The organism is Streptomyces sp. NPDC087310 (assembly GCF_044744405.1).
Lineage (GTDB): Bacteria > Actinomycetota > Actinomycetes > Streptomycetales > Streptomycetaceae > Streptomyces.
On sequence record NZ_JBIUYF010000001.1, the window covers coordinates 653,479 to 671,641 of the forward strand.

The following is an 18,163-nucleotide window of genomic DNA, read 5'->3' on the forward strand; positions in this document are numbered from 1 at the left end:
AAACAACCGCTAGACGCCATTTTTCGGTCAGTTACCGTTGACTATTAGTCAATTCACTTACCGTCCGATGGCCTAACGCCCCGCGTCGAAGACGGCGACCGTGCGGGCCGGCACGGTGAAGGTGCCGGACGCCCGCTCGTACGCGGCGGACCTGACCGTACGGTCCGCTCCCCGGGCCTGGACGCGGTGCAGCGCGTACGGACGGCCCGCCAGCTCCGTCACCCGCTGGCTCCGCGCCGACGGCGTGGCGTTGAAGACCACGACCAGATCGCCGAGGCGCATCGTGATGACGCCCGGGGTCTCGTCACGACCGGAGAGCGGGAAGGACAGCGCGGACTGGACGGCGGCCGTGGAGGCGAGGCCGAACTCCGGTTCCGTGGTGCGGATGCGGAGCAGGTCCCGGTAGGCGGCGGAGGTGCCGTCGATCTCCGAACAGCCGGGCTTCAGGGCCGGGTTGGCCAACAGGGGCCGGGCATAAGGCCACTTGTCCGCGTTGTCGGCGGCGGGCGGCAATCCACGCCCGAAGCCGTTGCCGCTGACGTTGCCACTGCCACCGCTGCCACCGCTGCCACCGTCGCGGCAGTCCCAGTGGATCGCGTTGAACCAGTCGCCGCTGTCGTACGAGTTGCGGTCCAGGGACTTGGAGCGCAGCAGGTCCGTGCCCGCCTGGGAGAGCGCGGGCCCCTGTGAGAGCGCGGCGGTGGCCAGTGCCACCACCTGCATACGGGAGCGGTCGGCGGCGGACGTCGACGGCGGCAGCTTGAACGCGAGCGCGTCGTAGAGGGTTTCGTTGTCGTGGGCGTCCGCGTAGGCCACGGCGTCCTCGGGGGTGGCCGCGTACCCGGCCGGAGCGCCGTTGTAGTCGACCTCCGCGCCCCGGACGGTACGCCCGGAGGTGTCCGTGAACCGGTACCCGGCGAGGCTGCCGGAGAGCCCCACCTTGACCAGGTCCTGGTAGTGCAGCAGCCGGGCCCGCTGCTCCTCCCGACTGCCGTTGGCGGGCGAGGAGTTGGGGTCGGTGTAGAGGCCGGAGGCGAAGCCCTGGACACCCGGGTCCGCGTCGAAGGGGCTGCCGCCGCGTACCGCGTCGCGGGCCCGGTCGGAGAAGGTCGCGATGCCGGTGCCCGCCATGTTGTGCTGGGTGGCCTGGACGAAGCGGGCGTCGTCGGCGATCTCACCGAAGTTCCAGCCCTCGCCGTACAGGACGATCGCCCGGCCGTCGACACCGTCCTTCGCGGGGGTCAGCGCGTCGAGCGCCTTCCGTACGGCGAGGATGTTCGCCTTGGGGTGGTGGCCCATCAGGTCGAAGCGGAAGCCGTCGACCTTGTACTGCTTGGCCCAGGTGACCACCGAGTCGACGACGAGCTTGCCCATCATGGCGTTCTCGGGCGCGGTGTTCGCGCAGCAGGTGGAGGTGGCGACGGTGCCGTCCGCCAGCAGCCGCTGGTAGTAGCCGGGCACGATCCGGTCGAGTACGGACTTCTCGTCCTGGCCGCTCGCCACGGTGTGGTTGTAGACGACGTCCATGACCGTGCGCAGCCCGGTGGCGTTCAGCGACTGCACCATCCGCCGGAACTCGACCGTACGCGCGGTCCCTTCGGGGTCGGAGGCGTACGATCCCTCGGGCACTGTGTAGTGCAGCGGGTCGTACCCCCAGTTGTACGCGTCCCGGGCCGCGGTGCGCGCGACACACGCCTGCTGCTCCTGCGAGTCGGGCGCGTGGACGCCCAAGTCGCAGGCGGGCACGGCCTGTTCGGACTTCCGCTCCGGGATGGTGCCGATGTCGAAGGCCGGCAGGAGATGGACGTACGAGGTGCCCGAGGCGGCCAGCGTCCGCAGGTGCCGCATCCCGGCGGAGCCGGTGTCCGTGAAGGCCAGGTATCCGCCTGGGTGGCGCGAGGTGCGGTCCGCCACGGAGAAGTCGCGGATGTGCAGCTCCTGGATCTGCGCGTCGCGCAGCGGTACGGCCGCCGGCTTGCGCAGGGTGGACCAGCCGGCGGGCGCGAGCCGCGGGTCGGCGAGGTCCACGAGGAGGCTGCGCGCCGAGTCGGTGGTGAGCGCGGTCGAGTAGGGGTCGGTGACCTGGTTGGTGACGGTCCTGCCGACACTCGGCGCCCAGACGGTCACGGCGTACCGGTACGGCTCGCCCGCCCAGGACGCGGGGCCGCGCACCGACCAGACGCCGGAGGCGTCGTCGCGCCGCATCGCGACCGTACGCGCCTCGGCGCCGTCGCCCAGTTCGAGGGAGACGGTGCGGGCGGTCGGCGCCCAGACGGAGAGGGTGGGGCGGCCCCCGGCGAAGACGGGGCCGAGCGACGCCTTGGTCGCGCGGGCGCTGTAGAGGTCGTCCAGGACGCCGGAGATCTGCACGCCGGTGGTGGCGAGGACGATGCCGTCGGCCGCGCGCTGGACGGCGGTGACCGGCCCGCGCAGCGCCGTACGGGCGCGGGCGCGGTCCCGTACGTCCACGGTGAACGCCGGATACTCCTTGAGGTGCGGGAACCTGGCCGCCTGCGCGGCCGTGAGACGGCCGGGCGCGAGCCGCAGCCGCTCGTCGCCGCCGTCACCGTAACCCAGCTCCAGGCGGGCCCCGGGGACGGCGGCCACCTTCCAGACGACGGTGCCCGCGTCGATCCACTGGGCCTCGGAGGTGGCCGCCCGCGGGGACGCGGGCACGGACGCGGGGAGAGGGACGGGGGCGGCGGTGGCCGGTGCGGGCGCGAGCACCGCGCACAGGGCGGCGGCGACGACGGTGGTCACCGCGGCGCGCAGGGAGGGGCGTGGCACGCGAGGGCTCCTCGGGATGACGGGGGGAGGCGGAGGGGGACGGGTGTACGCGGGAAGGGCGCCGGGCGGGCCGTGGGCGCGGCCCGCCCGGCGCTCGGAGCCGGAGGTGTCAGCTCCGCCAGGTGTCGTTCAGCGTGACCTTGCCCGAGGCGGGCACCGTGGCCGTGCGGTTGGCGCCGCTCTCCCAGGTCACCGCGCCCGCCGCGTCCTTGCGGAGGTACTTGTACGCGAACGTCGTGCCCGCCGGGAGCGCCACGTCGAGCTTCCACACCGGGTAGGACGCCGGGTCGAGCTTCAGCGCACCGCTCGTACTCCAGTTCGCCAGCGCGGTCTGGTCACCGGTGACATAGATGTTCTGTCCGACCGTCGTCGTCGCGTTGACCCCGAAGGAGGCCCCGGAGGAGCCCGGCTGCGGCTCCGTACCGCCGCCACCGCTCCCCGAGCACGTCCGGGCGCCGGTGTGCAGGGCGAGTGCCGTGTTCGCGCCGAGTGTCGCCGTGAACTGTCCCGAGCCGTTGACCGTCACCGCGTTGCCGGTCTGCACATCGCAGTAGGCGCCGCCCGGCAGGGACGTCTGGAACGTACGGGTCAGCGCGGAGCTCTCGTGGTTGATGGCCACGTACCCCGCCGAGCCGCGGCCGAAGGCGATCTGGTCGCCGCCGTTGTCCCACCAGTCGGTGACGGCCTGGCCCCGGGTGGTGTTGCGGAAGCCGACCATGGAGGAGATCTCGCGCCAGGCGTGCTGGCACTTCCAGCCGTCGCTGTAACAGGCGTTGACCGTACCGCCGTTGGGCGGTCCCGCGTCGCGGTCGGTGTACTCGTACCCCGAGTGCACATCGGGCGAGCCGTACGGCCACGCCAGCATGAACACATTGGCCAGGGTGTAGTTGGCGCCGTCCTTGTAGCTGAGGGTGTCGCCGCCGCGCTCGGTGTCGTGGTTGTCGACGAAGACGGCGGACTTCCCCGACTCCATGTACCCCCAGCTCTCGCCGAAGTTCTTCAGATAGGCGAGGTTCTCGTTGTTGAAGACCCGCTTGAGGTCGCGGGCGTACCGGAACTCCTGGACGTCCCCGCTGCCGAGGTACTCGCTGGGTGAGACGGCCTCGCCCGCGCCGTGGATCGCCTCCTGCTTCCAGTAGGCGCCCGGACTGGTCAGCCTGCTCTTGATGTTGGCGAGGTCGGCGGCGGGCATGTGCTTGGCCGCGTCGATGCGGAAGCCGTCCACGCCGAGCGAGAGCAGGTCGTTGAGGTACGCCGCGATCCGGCCGCGTACGTACTCCTCGCCGGTGTCCAGATCGGCGAGGCCGACCAGTTCGCAGTTCTGGACGTTGGCACGGTCGCCGTAGTTGCTGATGGCGGAACGGCAGTCGTCCATGTCGGCGCCCGAGTAGATGCCCGGGTAGTTGTACTTGGTGTACGAGGTGCCGCCGGTGCCGGTGCCGTCACCGGCGGCCATGTGGTTGATGACGCTGTCGGCGACGACCTTGACGCCCGCCGCGTGGCAGGTGTTCACCATGGCCGAGAAGGCGGCGCGGTCCCCGAGCCGGCCCGCGATCTTGTAGCTGACGGGCTGGTACGAGGTCCACCACTGGGCGCCCTGGATGTGTTCCTGGGGCGGCGAGACCTGTACGTAGCCGTAGCCGGCGGGGCCGAGGGTGTCCGTGCACGCCTTGGCTATGGAGTCGAACTTCCACTCGAAGAGTACGGCGGTGACGTCCTTGGATCCGGGCGGCGCCGCCTGCGCGGTCCCGGCGGGGACCGTGAGGACGGCCGCCGCGCCCGCCACGAGGGCGAGCGCGGCTGCCAGGGGTCTGCGAGCCATGGTTCCTCCAACAGCACTGGTGGGGGAGAGGGGCGTACGGGAGGTGCGGATGGTGCGGGTGGTGCGTCTATGGGAGGCCGCGGATGCGTCTACGCGGGGCCGGAGGTGCGTCTACGCGGGGCAGGAGATGCTCAGACCGACCACCACACCGTGGTGTCGGCCGGCAGCTCGAACTCCGCGCCCGGGGCGGTGTTCCCCGCGTCCACCGGGCCGCTGGCGAGCAGCAGCTCGCCCGGGGCGGGGATACGTACCGCCGTCCCCGTCGTGTTGACGGTGCAGACGAAGCCGGTCCTGGCGAAGATCAGCACGCCCTCGGGCGCGTCCCGCCACTCCACGGCGGAGCCGCCGCCGAGCCCCGGGTGTTCCTTGCGTACGGAGAGGGCCGCCCGGTAGAGCTCCAGCGTGGAGGCGGGGTCCCCGGTCTGCGCCTCGACGGACAGCTCCCCCCAGTGGTCCGGCTGCGGCAGCCAGCTCCCGCCCGCGCCGAAGCCGTACGAACTCCCCTCGCGCGCCCAGGGGATGGGCACCCGGCAGCCGTCACGGAAGCCGTCCTGGCCGTCCGCGCGGAAGTACGACGGGTCCTGCCTGGCCTCGTCGGGCAGGTCGGTGACGTCGGGGAGCCCCAGCTCCTCGCCCTGGTAGACGTAGGCGGAGCCGGGCAGGGCGAGCATCAGCAGGGTCGCCGCGCGGGCCCGGCGCAGTCCGAGCGCCCGGTCGCCGGGCTCCCGGGTCTGGGTGCCCACGCCGGGCGGGCCCGCGAAGCGGGTGGCGTGCCGGGTGACGTCGTGGTTGGAGAGCACCCAGGTGGCGGGGGCGCCGACGGGGCGCATCGCGGCGAGGGAGACCTCGATGACCTCGCGCAGCGCCTCGCTCTCCCACGAGGTGGCCAGGTACTGGAAGTTGAATGCCTGGTGCAGCTCGTCGGGGCGTACGTAGTGGGCGGTGCGCTCGACGGTCGGGGTCCACGCCTCGGCGACGGCGATACGCTCGCCCGGGTACTCGTCGAGGATGGTGCGCCACTGGCGGTAGATCGCGTGGACGCCGTCCTGGTCGAAGAAGGGCGTGCCGCCGTCGGCGGTGCCGAGCAGCCGGAGCCGGCCCGCGCCGCCGAGGTCGGGCAGCCCCGGCGCCTTGACCAGGCCGTGGGCGACGTCGACGCGGAAGCCGTCGACGCCCATGTCGAGCCAGAAGCGCAGGATGGAGCGGAACTCGTCGGCGACGGCCGGGTGGTCCCAGTTGAAGTCGGGCTGCTCGGGGGCGAAGAGGTGCAGGTACCAGTCGCCGGGGGTGCCGTCGGGGTCGGTGGTACGGGTCCAGGCGGCGCCGCCGAAGACGGACTCCCAGTCGTTGGGCGGGAGTTCACCGTGCGCGCCCTTTCCGGGGCGGAAGTGGTAGCGCTCGCGCAGCGCGGAGCCGGGGCCCTCGCGCAGCGCCCGCCGGAACCAGTCGTGCGCGTCGGAGGAGTGGTTGGGCACCAGGTCGACGATGACGCGCAGCCCCAGCGCGTGGGCGTCGTGGATCAGCGCGTCGGCGTCGAGCAGCGTGCCGAACATGGGGTCGATGGCGCGGTAGTCGGCGACGTCGTAACCGGCGTCGGCCTGCGGGGACGCGTAGAAGGGGCTGAGCCAGACGGCGTCGACGCCCAGTTCCCTGAGGTACGGGAGGCGGCGCCGTACCCCGTCGAGATCGCCCATTCCGTCGCCGTTGCCGTCGGCGAAGCTCCGTGGATAGACCTGGTAGATCACCGCGTCCTGCCACCAGCCGGTGCGGTGGCCCGGGGCGTCGTCGGACGTGCCGGAGAGAGGGGCAGCGAGGTGCTGGGTCATGTCGTCCCTGGGTGTCTGGGGGGTGGCCTGGAGATCTGGGTGTGGCCTGGAGGGTTTCCGGGCCGGGTTCTCGCACATGTCGCCTGTGCCTGTGCCGGTGCCGGTCGCGTCAGCCCTTGACGGCGCCCGCGGACATCCCGGTGACGAGATGGCGCTGGGCGAAGAGGAAGACGAGGGCGGCCGGGATGGCGATCAGCACGGACGCGGCGGTCATCGGGCCCCACTGAGCGCCGTACTGGTTGACGAACTTCTGGAGGCCGCCGGCGAGGGTCAGGTTCTCGTCGCCGGTCATGAAGGCGGAGGCGTACGCGACCTCGCCCCACGCGGTGATGAAGGAGTAGAACGCGGTGACCGCGAGCCCCGGCTTCGCGAGCGGCAGGATCAGCCGGAAGAAGGTGCCGAAGGGGGTGAGCCCGTCCACCATGCCGGACTCGTCGATCTCCCGGGGGATGGTGTCGAAGAAGCCCTTCATCATCCAGGCGCAGAACGGCACGGCGATGGTGAGGTACGTGATGACGAGCCCGGTCGGATTGTTGAGGAGTCCGAGGCCCGACATGATGTTGTAGATCGGCACGATGAGGACGGCGACCGGGAACATCTGGGTGATCAGCAGGGTCCACATCAGCCCGCGCTTGCCGGGGAAGCGGAAGCGGCTGACGGCGTAGCCGGTGGTGGCGGCCACGAAGACGCCGAGCACGGTGGTGAGGCCCGCGATGAGCAGCGAGTTGCCGAACCAGGTGAGGAACGGGGTGTCCCGCAGCAGGCCGGTGTAGTTCTCGAAGGTGGTGTCCTTGAAGAAGTCCGTGGTGGTCGCGTAGCTCGCGGGCTTGAGCGAGGTCAGCAGGACCCACAGCACGGGGAAGACCGCGATCACCGACGCCACGGTGAGGGTGGTGTGCAGCGCGACGGAGGCCGCGGGTGAACGGCGCCCGCGCAGCGGGGCGTTGGCCGGCTGGGCGCTCCCGGAGGCGGCGAGGCGGTCGGACGTGGACGTGGCCGGAGCTGTGGTCACCAGGTATCTCCCTGCTTGCGGAGGACTCGCCGGTAGACCGCGGCGAAGCCCATCAGGAGGACGAGGATCAGCACGCCCCAGGTGGAGGACTGCGCGAAGTCGCGCGGGCTGATCTCGAAGGAGAACTTGTACGCCTGGGTGACCAGGATCTGGGTGGCGTCGCCGGGTCCTCCCCTGGTCAGCAGGAAGATCACCGGGAACATGTTGAAGGTCCAGATGGTGGAGAGCAGGATGACCGTCGTGCTGACGGAGCGCAGCCCCGGCATGGTGATGTGGCGGAAGCGCTGCCAGGGTCCCGCGCCGTCCATCTCGGCGGCCTCGTACATCTCCCCCGGGATGGACTGGAGTCCGCCGAGGAGCGCGACCATCATGAAGGGCACGCCGAGCCAGATGTTGACGGCGATGACGGAGAACTTCGCCCAGGTCGGGTCGTTGAGCCACGGCACGGCGTCGATGCCGCCGCCGGCCAGCAGCTTGTTGAGGAGGCCGCGGTCCTCGTTGTAGAGGAAGCGCCAGGCGAAGACGGAGACGAAGCCGGGCACGGCCCAGGGCAGGATCAGCAGCATCCGGTAGAGGGAGCGGCCCGCGATACGGCGGTTGAGGATGTTCGCGAGGGACAGGCCGAGCGCGAAGGTGAGGCTGACGCAGGAGACCGTCCACACCAGTGTCCAGCCCAGGGTGGACAGGAACTGACTGCCCGTCAGGGCTGCGGTGTAGTTGTCGAGTCCGACGAACTCGTAGGTGGCCGGCAGGTGGTTGACGCCGATGTTGCGTTCGACGTTGCGCTCGTTGGCGTCGGTGAGCGACAGGTAGACGCCGCGGACCAGCGGATAGCCGATGATCACGCCGATCACGACGACCACCGGGGTGACCATGGTCCAGGCGTACCAGTGTGTCGACAGGGCCCGCCGGAGCCTGCCGGCCGGCCCGGCGGACGGGGTTCCGGCCGGGGAGCCGGGGGGTGTGCCAGAGCCACGGCCCCGGCCGCGGGCGAGTTCGTCGCCCGCGGCCCGCGCCGCCGACTGGCCGGTGTGGACAGCCATCAGCCGGCCTTCCTTTCCTGCTACTTCCAGCCCTTGAGCAGCTTGCGGTAGGCGTCACCGGTGGTCCTGACGCCCTTGTCCGGGGTGGTCTGGCCGGTGAGGACCTTGGTGTACTCGGTGACCAGCGGCGCGAACAGGCTGCCGGTCTCGGGGATCCAGGGGCGCTCGATGGCCTTGTCGACGACGGGCTTGAAGAAGCCGACGATCTCGTTGTCGGCGACGCCCGGCTTCGTGTAGACGGAGGTACGGGTCGGGAGCAGGCTGAGCTGCTCGGCGACGGTCGCCTGGCTCTGCGCGTCCGTCATGTACTGGACGAACGCGTAGGAGGCGTCCAGGTTTCCGGAGCCCGCGTACACGGCGAGGTTGTGGCCGCCCTGCGGGGCGCCCTGCGCGGCGGAGCCCGCCGGTACGGGGGCGATGCCCAGGTTGGCCTTGTCCTTGAACTGGGCGCCGCCGTAGGTGTCGGCCACGGCCCAGGGGCCGTTGATGATCATCGCGACGTCGCCGTCCTTGAACGACGCCTGCATGTTCTCCCAGCCGTCGGTGGCGTCGGTCTTGGCGGCGCCGGAGTCGACCAGGTCCTTGACGACGGTCATGGCCTTGACGCCGGCCGCGTTGTCGACCGTGACCGACTTGGACCGGGCGTCGACCAGGTTGCCGCCCTCGCCGTACAGGAACGACAGGAACCAGTACGCGTCGTCGCCGCGCAGGTAGAGCCCGGTCTTCCCGGTCTTCGCCTTGATCGTCTTCGATACGGTCTTCAACTCGGCGACGGTCCTGGGCACTTCGACGCCCGCGTCCTTGAAGATCTTCTTGTTGTAGAAGATGCCCATGGAGTCGATGACCTGCGGCACCGCGTACGTCTTGTCCTTGTACCGGGTGGACGCGGCGGCCTGCGGCAGGAAGTCCTTCTCGTCCTTGAGCGCCGACGTGCCGTCCAGCGGCGCGAGATAGCCGAGATCGGCGAACTCGGGCGTCCAGGCGACCTCGGAGCGGATCACGTCGGGGGCGCCGGAGCCGGACTGCGCGGCGTTCTTGAACTTGTTCTGGGCGTCCCCGAACGGCACGTTGACGTACTTGACGTCGACCTTCGGGTGCTTCGCCTCGAACCCCTCGGCGAGCTTCTTGAAGACCTTGTCCTCGCTGCCGACGGTCGAGGTGTCCCACCACGTGACCGTCCCCGAGAGCTCGCCGCCCGAACTCTTCGAGCCGCCCGCGTCCCCGTCACCACCGCAGGCGGTCGCCGCGAGGGCCAGGATCGCGGCCAGGGCGGTGGCCGTTATGCCACGTCGCATCCGAACTCCTTCAACTGCCGTACCGCTCCGTCGCGGCGCCCGGTCGGACGTGAACGTAACAGCGATGCAAGAAGGCCGAAAGACCTTGCGGAAGATTTCTGCAAGGTCCGCCGATCGTTACCGGCATGTGTCCTGTCGATTGCGCCGCTCACCCTTGACGCGTGGCACTCCCCCGCTCCCCCAGGGGCGACCGGGGTCCGCGCCCCTCCGGGAGGACGTCAACCGCACCGCAGGAAGGTTTCGCAAGATCTTGCAAGAACTTGCCGCGCGATCGACTCGGACGCGCGGTGGGCAATCCGACAGACGACCGGTACAGTCCACTCACATGACCGCACGGCTTGCCGATATCGCAACTCAGGCGGGGGTCAGCGAAGCGACGGTCAGCCGCGTTCTGAACGGCAAACCCGGTGTTGCCGCGACCACCCGTGAGTCCGTACTCGCCGCGCTCGACGTCCTCGGATACGAACGCCCCGTACGGCTGCGCCGCCGCAGCGCGGGGCTCGTCGGCCTGATCACGCCGGAGCTGGAGAACCCGATCTTCCCGGCGCTCGCGCAGGTCATCGGGCAGGCACTGACCCGGCAGGGCTACACCCCCGTCCTGGCCACGCAGACGCCCGGCGGCTCGACCGAGGACGAGCTGACGGAGATGCTGGTCGAACGCGACGTCTCCGGCATCATCTTCGTCTCCGGGCTGCACGCCGACACCTCCGCCGACATGCGGCGTTACGAGAAGCTGGGCGCCCAGGGCGTGCCGTTCGTCCTCGTGGACGGCTTCTCGCCGAAGGTGAGGGCGCCGTTCATCTCACCGGACGACCGGGCGGCCGTACGGCTCGCGGTGACCCATCTCGTCTCGCTCGGCCACCAGCGCATCGGGCTGGCCGTCGGGCCCAAGCGGTTCGTCCCCGTCCTCCGCAAGATCGAGGGGTTCCGGGCCACGGTCCAGGAGTTGCTCGGGCTGACCGGGGCCCAGACCGACGAACTGATCCAGCAGTCGCTGTTCACCCTGGAGGGCGGCCAGGCGGCGGCCTCCGCGCTGATCGAACGCGGCTGCACGGCGGTGGTGTGCGCGAGCGACATGATGGCGCTCGGCGCGATCAGGGCCGCGCGCCGGCTCGGTCTCGACGTGCCCCGCGACCTGTCGGTGGTCGGCTTCGACGACTCCCCGCTCATAGCCTTCACCGACCCACCGCTGACGACGATCCGCAAGCCGGTGCCGTCGATGGGCCAGGCGGCGGTCCGTACGCTCCTGGAGGAGATCGGCGGTACGCCCGCCCCGCACAGCGAGTTCGTCTTCATGCCCGAGCTGGTCGTACGCGGTTCAACGGCTTCGGCGCCGGCCCCCGGACCCCTGGGAATATCCGGGTCGCGATCTCGTCCTTGAGACGGACCGCGTGCGAACAGAACCCGTCCGGGGGATGATCGGTCGGGGGTGAGGAATCTGGCAGACTCTCGCCCCATGGGTGAATCAACGGTGAAGGCAGAGGCAGGCCGTAAGGCCACCCCGTACCCCACGCCGTCACCCACCGCGGAAACGGCCCCGGAGGCGACGGAGGCGGTCACGGTCACGGACACACGGGCGGACACGGACACGGCGGCACCGCGGGAGACCTCGGTGCGGGCGGACCGTACCCCCGGAGCCACCGAACCCGCCGAATCCGCCGTACCGGCCGGACCCAGGCGGCTGCGGCGGCTGCGCTCCCCGCGCCGCCCGCGCATCTGGTTCGAAATCCTGCTGATCGCGGTCAGTTACTGGACGTACTCCCTCATCCGCAACGCGGTGCCGGAGCAGCGCACCCAGGCGCTGAAGAACGCCGACTGGATCTGGCACACCGAGCAGACCCTCGGCATCGCCGTCGAGCGGAGCGTCAACCACGCCGTGGATTCCGTGACGTGGCTGATCGTGGCCATGAACTACTACTACGCCACCCTGCACTTCATCGTCACGATCGGCGTACTCGTCTGGCTCTTCCGCAGCCATCCGGGGCGGTACGCCGCCGCCCGGCTGACGCTCTTCGCGACCACCGCCGTGGCCCTGCTCGGTTACTACCTGTATCCGCTGGCGCCCCCGCGGCTGATGAACGGCGGCCACTTCATCGACACGGTCGTCCGCCACGAGACCTGGGGCTCGATGGCCTCGGGCAACCTGAAGAACATGTCGAACCAGTACGCGGCCATGCCGTCGATGCACATCGGCTGGTCCCTGTGGTGCGGCCTGACCATCTTCGCGCTGGCGTCGGCGCCCTGGGCGAGGATCCTGGGCCTGCTCTACCCCGCGGCCACCCTGGTCGTCATCGTCGCCACGGCCAACCACTTCTGGCTGGACGCGGTGGGCGGCATGATCTGCCTGGCGTTCGGCTTCACCCTCTCGTACCTCTGGTACGGGGCTCTGCCGCACCGCCTGCCGCGCCGGGTCGCCGGGGAGCGCCGCCCCTCGCGCGTCCTGCTACGGCGCCGTCCGCCCCGCCGGGCCGAGGACGAGAGTCCGGCGTCGCTCTGAGAAGATCCGGGCATGCGCACGCCCGACTACCCGCACCTGCTGCACACCGCGATGGCCGCCGCCCACCGGACGGCGGGCCAGGGGCACGTCGCCGACTACATCCCGGCGCTCGCCACGGCGGATCCGAACGCGTTCGGCATGGCGCTGGCGACCGTCGACGGCGAGGTCCACGGGGTCGGTGACTGGGAGCGGCCTTTCTCGATACAGAGCGTGTCCAAGCTCTTCAGCCTGGCGCTGGTGCTGGCGCACGGCGGCGACGCGATCTGGCGGGGTGTGGGACGCGAACCGTCCGGCAACCCGTTCAACTCGCTGGTGCAGCTCGAAAAGGAACACGGCATCCCGCGCAACCCCTTCATAAACGCCGGGGCGCTGGTGGTCACCGACCGGCTCCAGAGCCTGACCGGTGACGCGGCGGGCGCCGTCCGCGACTTCCTGCGCACGGAATCCGGCAATCCGCTGCTGGCCACGGATCCGGCCGTCGCCGCCTCGGAGGCCGCGCACGGCCACCGCAACGCGGCGCTGGCCCACTTCATCGCCGCCCACGGCAATCTGGAGAACCCGGTCGAGACGGTCCTCGACCGCTACTACGCGCACTGCTCGATCGCCGCGAGCTGCCGCGACCTGGCGCTGGCGAGCCGCTTCCTGGCCCGCCACGGGCTGCGCGCCGACGGCTCCCGACTGATGACCGGCAGCGAGGCGAAGCGCGTCAACGCGGTCCTGCTGACCTGCGGCGCCTACGACGCGGCGGGCGAGTTCGCCTACCGGGTGGGGCTGCCGGGCAAGAGCGGCGTCGGCGGCGGCATCGTGGCGATCCTGCCGGGCCGCGCCACGCTCTGCGCGTGGGGGCCGCGGCTGGACGCGGTCGGGAACTCGGTGGCGGCGGTGGCGGCGCTGGACGCGTTCACCACGGCGACGGGCTGGTCGGTGTTCTGACCGGCCCGTACGCCACCGCCGGCGGGGTCCCTCCGCCTCACGGCGCCCCGTAGAACAGCTCCTCCACCACCGCCCGCGCCCTGCGTGTCGTCCGCCGGTAGTCGTCCAGCATGCCGCCGCTGACGCCCCCGTAGCCGTTGGTGTGCCCGCCGTGCCCGTTGGCCCCGTTGTGCTGCTCGCCCCGCTCGGGTCCCGCCGGTCCGGCCGGTCCCGCAGGTCCCGCCGGTCCGGGCGCGTAGCCGAGGTAGCGGCCCATCGCGCCCATCTCGCGGCCGTCCGAGGGGAAGGTGTCGCCGGACCTGCCCCGTACCAGCATCACCCCGTTGCGCACCCGCGTCGCCAGGACCCACGCCTCGTCCAGGATCGCCGCGTCCTGCGCCTCGATCAGCCCGGCGTCGTGCGCCGCCGCCAGCGCCCGGCGCGTACGGGTCGTCCGCAGCGCAGGCACCTCCCAGCCGTGCCGCATCTGGAGGAGCTGCACCGTCCACTCGACGTCGGAGAGCCCGCCGCGGCCCAGCTTGGTGTGGAGCGTCGGGTCGGCGCCGCGCGGCAGCCGCTCCGTCTCCATCCGCGCCTTGAGCCGGCGGATCTCCCGTACCGCGTCGTCGCCGAGGCCGCGCTCCGGATAGCGCAGCGGGTCGACGAGTGCGACGAAGCGGCGGCCCAGCTCGGCGTCGCCCGCCATCGGTTCGGCGCGCAGCAGCGCCTGGCTCTCCCAGGCCAGCGACCAGCGCCGGTAGTAGGCGGCGTAGGAGGCGAGCGTGCGGACCATCGGGCCGCTCTTGCCCTCCGGGCGCAGATCGGCGTCGATCAGCAACGGCGGGTCGGAGGTGGGGACCTGGAGCAGTCTGCGCATCTCGGCGACCACGGCGTTCGCGGCGCGCGCCGCCTCGTGCTCGCTGACGCCGTCGCGCGGCTCGTGGACGAAGAGGACGTCCGCGTCGGAGCCGTACCCCAGCTCGTGCCCGCCGAAGCGGCCCATCCCGATGACCGCGAACCTGGTGGGCAGGGTGTCGCCCCACTGCTCGCGCACGACGGCGCGCAGGGCCGCCGCGAGCGTCGCCGCGTTGAGGTCGGTGACCGCGTTCCCGACCCGGTCGACCAGCGCGCCGGGGTCCTCCTCGGCCGGGGACTCCTCCGTACCGTACGAGCCGATCAGGTCGGCCGCGGCCGTCCGGAACAGCTCCCGCCTGCGCACCCCGCGCGCGAAGGCGACCGCGCCCTCGGCGGTGTCGGCGCGGCCGACCGCCGCGAGGACCTCCTGTTCGAGGTGGTCACGGCCGCGCGGGGTCAGCCCGTCCGGGTCGCCGAGGATGGCCACCGCCTCGGGGGCGCGCAGCAGCAGGTCGGGGGCGAGCCGCCCGGCCGACAGGACGCGCGCGAGGTTCTCGGCGGCGGCGCCCTCGTCCCGCAGCAGCCGCAGGTACCAGGGGGTCTTGCCGAGCGCGTCGGAGACCTTGCGGAAGCCGAGCAGACCGGCGTCGGGGTCGGCGGAGTCCGCGAACCAGCCGAGCAGCACGGGCAGCAGGGTCCGCTGGATGGCCGCCTTGCGGCTCACCCCGGACGACAGCGCCTCCAGGTGACGGAGCGCGGCCACCGGGTCCGCGTAACCGAGCGCTTCGAGGCGCTGCCCGGCCGCCTTGGGGCTGAGCCGGATCTCGCCGGGCGCGAGCTGGGCGACCGCGTCGAGCAGCGGCCGGTAGAAGAGCTTCTCGTGCAGCCGCCGTACGGCCGCGGCGTGCCGCCGCCAGGCCCTGTTCAGCTCGGCGACGGGATCGCCGCGCAGCCCCAGCGAGCGGCCGAGGCGGCGCAGGTCGGCCTCGTCCTCCGGGACGAGATGGGTGCGGCGCAGCCGGTAGAGCTGGATGCGGTGTTCCATGGCGCGCAGGAAACGGTACGCCTCGTCGAGCTGCCGGGCGTCGGCGCGGCCCACGTACCCGCCGGCGGCGAGCGCGCCGAGGGCTTCGAGCGTGGAGCCGCTGTGCAGCGAGGCGTCACTGCGGCCGTGCACCAACTGGAGGAGCTGTACGGCGAACTCGACGTCCCGCAGCCCGCCGGGGCCCAGTTTGAGTTCGCGCTCGACCTGTCCCGCGGGGATGTTGTCGATGACGCGGCGGCGCATCTTCTGCACGTCGGTCACGAAGTGTTCGCGCTCGGCGGCCTGCCAGACCATCGGGGAGACGGCGTCGACGTACTCGGCGCCGAGGGCCGGATCCCCGGCGACGGGGCGGGCCTTGAGGAGTGCCTGGAACTCCCAGGTCTTCGCCCAGCGCTGGTAGTAGGCGAGATGGCTGCTGAGGGTCCGTACGAGCGGCCCGTTCCGCCCCTCGGGGCGCAGGTTGGCGTCGACGGGCCAGATGGTTCCCTCGGCGGTCGACTCGGAGCAGATCCGCATGAGGTGGGAGGCGAGGCGGGTGGCGGCCTGGACGGCGCTCTTCGCGCCGTCGGCGTCGTCGGTGCCCAGCGGGGGTTCGCCGACGAAGATGACGTCCACGTCGGAGACGTAGTTCAGTTCGTGGCCGCCGCACTTGCCCATGGCGATGACCGCGAGCCGGCACGCGGCGGCGTCCTCGGGCGCGGCGGCCTTGGCGATCGCGAGGGCGGCGCGGAGGGTGGCGGTCGCCAGGTCGGCGAGCTCGGCGGCGATCTGGGCGACGTCGGCCGTGCCGCAGACGTCCCTGGCCGCTATGGCCAGCAGGCACCGGCGGTAGGCGATCCGCAGCGAGACGGAGTCCTTCACCTCGGCGAGGGCCTGCTCGAACTCCTCGACGCCGGGGTGCAGATCCGCCAGCTCGTACGTGACGAGGGCGTGCCAGTCCTCCGGGTGCCTGGCGAGATGGTCCCCGAGCGCCTCGGACGCGCCGAGCACCCCGAGCAGCCGGTCCCGCAGGGGCTTGGCGGTGATGAGGGTGTCGAGCAGGATCCGCAGGTGCTCGGGCCGGGCCGCCTCGGCGAGCCGGACGAGCCCGCGCAGCGCGAGATCGGGGTCGGCGGTCTGGCCGAGCGCGTCGAGCAGCAGGGGGTCGGACCGTACGAGCGCCATCTCCGGGACGTCGAGCAGCCGCTCGGCGGCGGACGGATCGGTGAAACCATGCCGCAGCAGTCGGGTGAACGTACTGCTTCTGCGTCCCGGCATCGTCATCTCGCCGTCTCCTGTCAGCTCGGCATCCACACGGCCGAGCACCGGGGATCGAGCCTAGTACCAGGTGACGGCGGAAGACCGCCGCAGATCGCGGACGCGCGTCCCGGCCGAGCCGCACACGTGCGGCTCGGCCGGGACACCGCGGCTACAGCACCGGCAGGTTCTTCTTCAGCTCGAAGGCGGTGACCTCGGAGCGGTACTCCTCCCACTCCTGCTTCTTGTTGCGCAGGAAGAAGTCGAAGACGTGCTCCCCCAGGGTCTCCGCCACCAGTTCGCTGCGCTCCATCAGGGAGATCGCCTCGCCCAGGTTCTGCGGCAGGGGCTCGATGCCCATCGCGCGGCGCTCGGCGTCGGAGAGCGCCCACACGTCGTCGTCGGCGCCCGCCGGGAGTTCGTAGCCCTCCTCGATGCCCTTGAGGCCGGCGGCGAGCAGGACCGCGTACGTCAGGTACGGGTTGGCGCCGGAGTCGATGGAGCGGACCTCGACGCGGGCGGAGCCGGTCTTGCCGGGCTTGTACATCGGGACGCGGATCAGCGCGGACCGGTTGTTGTGGCCCCAGCAGATGTACGAGGGGGCCTCGCCGCCCGATCCGGCGGTGCGGGTGGAGCCGCCCCAGATGCGCTTGTAGGAGTTGACCCACTGGTTGGTGACGGCGGAGATCTCCGCCGCGTGCTTGAGCAGCCCGGCGATGAAGGAGCGGCCGACCTTCGAGAGCTGGTACTCCGCGCCGGACTCGTAGAACGCGTTCCGGTCGCCCTCGAAGAGGGAGAGGTGGGTGTGCATGCCCGAGCCGGGGTACTCCGAGAACGGCTTGGGCATGAACGTCGCCTGTACGCCCTGCTCCAGCGCGACCTGCTTCATGACCAGGCGGAACGTCATGATGTTGTCCGCCGTGGAGAGCGCGTCCGCGTACCGCAGGTCGATCTCCTGCTGGCCGGGGGCGCCCTCGTGGTGGCTGAACTCCACCGAGATGCCCATGGACTCCAGCATCGTGATCGCCTGGCGCCGGAAGTCCATCCCCACGTTCTGCGGGGTGTGGTCGAAGTAGCCGGAGCTGTCGGCCGGGGTCGGCCGGGTGCCGTCGACCGGCTTGTCCTTCAGCAGGAAGAACTCGATCTCGGGGTGGGTGTAGAAGGTGAACCCCAGGTCCGAGGTCTTGGCGAGCATCCGCTTGAGGACGTAGCGCGGGTCCGCGAAGGACGGCGAGCCGTCGGGCATCAGGATGTCGCAGAACATCCGGGCCGTGCCCGGGGCCTCGGCGCGCCAGGGGAGGATCTGGAAGGTGCTCGGATCGGGCTTGGCGATCATGTCGGACTCGTAGACACGGGCGAAGCCCTCGATCGCGGATCCGTCGAAGCCCATGCCTTCGTCGAATGCCTGCTCCAGCTCCGCGGGGGCGACGGCGACCGACTTCAGGAAGCCGAGCACGTCGGTGAACCAGAGCCGCACGAAGCGGATGTCGCGCTCCTCCAGCGTACGGAGCACGAATTCCTGCTGCTTATCCATATCCTACCCATCCTTGCTGGTCAGGCCACCTGCTCCCATGTCGCGGGGCACGTTGGGGCACACGAGCATCCCACCACACGATTTCCGGCGCGTTGCGAACGCCCGTCCAACGCTCCGCGTCGTGCGGGTGTACGGGCTCACGCCCATAGTGCCTGCCCAGGTGGTGCCCATGAAACAGGTGACCGCAATCCCCGCCGGTGAAGATCACTCCTGGCGACTGTCAGCCACCGGTTGAGGCTTCATCCGTCACGGTCGGCCGGTCGGCCCCGAGGGGCCGCCTTCACCAGGTCACCGGGTCA

Annotated in this window: 11 protein-coding genes; 3 read left to right on the forward strand and 8 right to left on the reverse strand. The window is 71.2% G+C overall.

The genetic code is table 11. From position 1 onward, the window contains the following. Positions 1–72 precede the first annotated feature (72 nt). From pulA to ACIO3P_RS02505, 6 genes are all read right to left on the reverse strand, one after another. Entirely contained in the window at positions 73–2,772 is a 2,700-nt protein-coding gene (gene pulA, locus ACIO3P_RS02480; protein WP_401850866.1) for a pullulanase-type alpha-1,6-glucosidase, read from the reverse strand. 124 nt (positions 2,773–2,896) lie between these two features. Continuing rightward, a complete protein-coding gene (locus tag ACIO3P_RS02485) occupies positions 2,897–4,609 on the reverse strand; it encodes a carbohydrate-binding module family 20 domain-containing protein (protein ID WP_401850454.1) in 1,713 nt (570 codons plus the stop codon). 131 nt (positions 4,610–4,740) lie between these two features. Then, positions 4,741–6,435, reverse strand: a complete 1,695-nt coding sequence (locus tag ACIO3P_RS02490; protein WP_401850455.1) for an alpha-amylase family glycosyl hydrolase — start codon at positions 6,433–6,435, stop codon at positions 4,741–4,743. Between the two features lie 109 nt (positions 6,436–6,544). Then, positions 6,545–7,450: a sugar ABC transporter permease gene (locus ACIO3P_RS02495; protein ID WP_401789672.1), complete on the reverse strand. Its 906-nt coding sequence runs from the start codon at positions 7,448–7,450 to the stop codon at positions 6,545–6,547. Next, a complete protein-coding gene (locus tag ACIO3P_RS02500) occupies positions 7,444–8,490 on the reverse strand; it encodes a carbohydrate ABC transporter permease (RefSeq protein WP_401850457.1) in 1,047 nt (348 codons plus the stop codon). The genes ACIO3P_RS02495 and ACIO3P_RS02500 overlap by 7 nt, the downstream gene beginning before the upstream one ends. Before the next feature lie 20 nt (positions 8,491–8,510). Beyond that, on the reverse strand, positions 8,511–9,785 hold the full coding sequence (locus tag ACIO3P_RS02505) for an extracellular solute-binding protein (RefSeq protein ID WP_329825905.1): 1,275 nt from the start codon (positions 9,783–9,785) through the stop codon (positions 8,511–8,513). 325 nt (positions 9,786–10,110) lie between these two features. Between ACIO3P_RS02505 and ACIO3P_RS02510 the strand changes: the two genes are divergently transcribed. From ACIO3P_RS02510 to ACIO3P_RS02520, 3 genes are all read left to right on the forward strand, one after another. Further along, on the forward strand, positions 10,111–11,166 hold the full coding sequence (locus ACIO3P_RS02510; RefSeq protein WP_329825904.1) for a LacI family DNA-binding transcriptional regulator: 1,056 nt from the start codon (positions 10,111–10,113) through the stop codon (positions 11,164–11,166). Between the two features lie 75 nt (positions 11,167–11,241). Then, entirely contained in the window at positions 11,242–12,282 is a 1,041-nt protein-coding gene (locus ACIO3P_RS02515; RefSeq protein WP_329825903.1) for a phosphatase PAP2 family protein, read from the forward strand. A gap of 51 nt (positions 12,283–12,333) precedes the next feature. Then, entirely contained in the window at positions 12,334–13,215 is an 882-nt protein-coding gene (locus ACIO3P_RS02520) for a glutaminase (protein ID WP_329826302.1), read from the forward strand. Positions 13,216–13,252: 37 nt separating this feature from the next. On the opposite strand, the gene ACIO3P_RS02525 is transcribed toward ACIO3P_RS02520, so the two are convergent. Then, positions 13,253–16,357, reverse strand: coding sequence for a bifunctional [glutamine synthetase] adenylyltransferase/[glutamine synthetase]-adenylyl-L-tyrosine phosphorylase (locus ACIO3P_RS02525; protein ID WP_401850458.1), 3,105 nt, complete (start codon positions 16,355–16,357; stop codon positions 13,253–13,255). 145 nt (positions 16,358–16,502) lie between these two features. Beyond that, on the reverse strand, positions 16,503–17,864 hold the full coding sequence (locus ACIO3P_RS02530) for a glutamine synthetase family protein (RefSeq protein ID WP_329825901.1): 1,362 nt from the start codon (positions 17,862–17,864) through the stop codon (positions 16,503–16,505). Between the last annotated feature and the right edge of the window lie 299 nt (positions 17,865–18,163).

Excerpts from the sequence above, each read along its gene's own strand:
- ACIO3P_RS02530 (WP_329825901.1), bottom strand. The coding sequence starts at position 17,864 with ATGGATAAGCAGCAGGAATTCGTGCTCCGTACGCTGGAGGAGCGCGAC.
- ACIO3P_RS02505 (WP_329825905.1), bottom strand. The coding sequence starts at position 9,785 with ATGCGACGTGGCATAACGGCCACCGCCCTGGCCGCGATCCTGGCCCTC.
- ACIO3P_RS02490 (WP_401850455.1), bottom strand. The coding sequence starts at position 6,435 with ATGACCCAGCACCTCGCTGCCCCTCTCTCCGGCACGTCCGACGACGCC.
- ACIO3P_RS02520 (WP_329826302.1), top strand. The coding sequence starts at position 12,334 with ATGGCCGCCGCCCACCGGACGGCGGGCCAGGGGCACGTCGCCGACTAC.
- ACIO3P_RS02485 (WP_401850454.1), bottom strand. The coding sequence starts at position 4,609 with ATGGCTCGCAGACCCCTGGCAGCCGCGCTCGCCCTCGTGGCGGGCGCG.
- ACIO3P_RS02525 (WP_401850458.1), bottom strand. The coding sequence starts at position 16,357 with ATGACGATGCCGGGACGCAGAAGCAGTACGTTCACCCGACTGCTGCGG.
- ACIO3P_RS02515 (WP_329825903.1), top strand. The coding sequence starts at position 11,242 with ATGGGTGAATCAACGGTGAAGGCAGAGGCAGGCCGTAAGGCCACCCCG.
- ACIO3P_RS02510 (WP_329825904.1), top strand. The coding sequence starts at position 10,111 with ATGACCGCACGGCTTGCCGATATCGCAACTCAGGCGGGGGTCAGCGAA.
- ACIO3P_RS02500 (WP_401850457.1), bottom strand. The coding sequence starts at position 8,490 with ATGGCTGTCCACACCGGCCAGTCGGCGGCGCGGGCCGCGGGCGACGAA.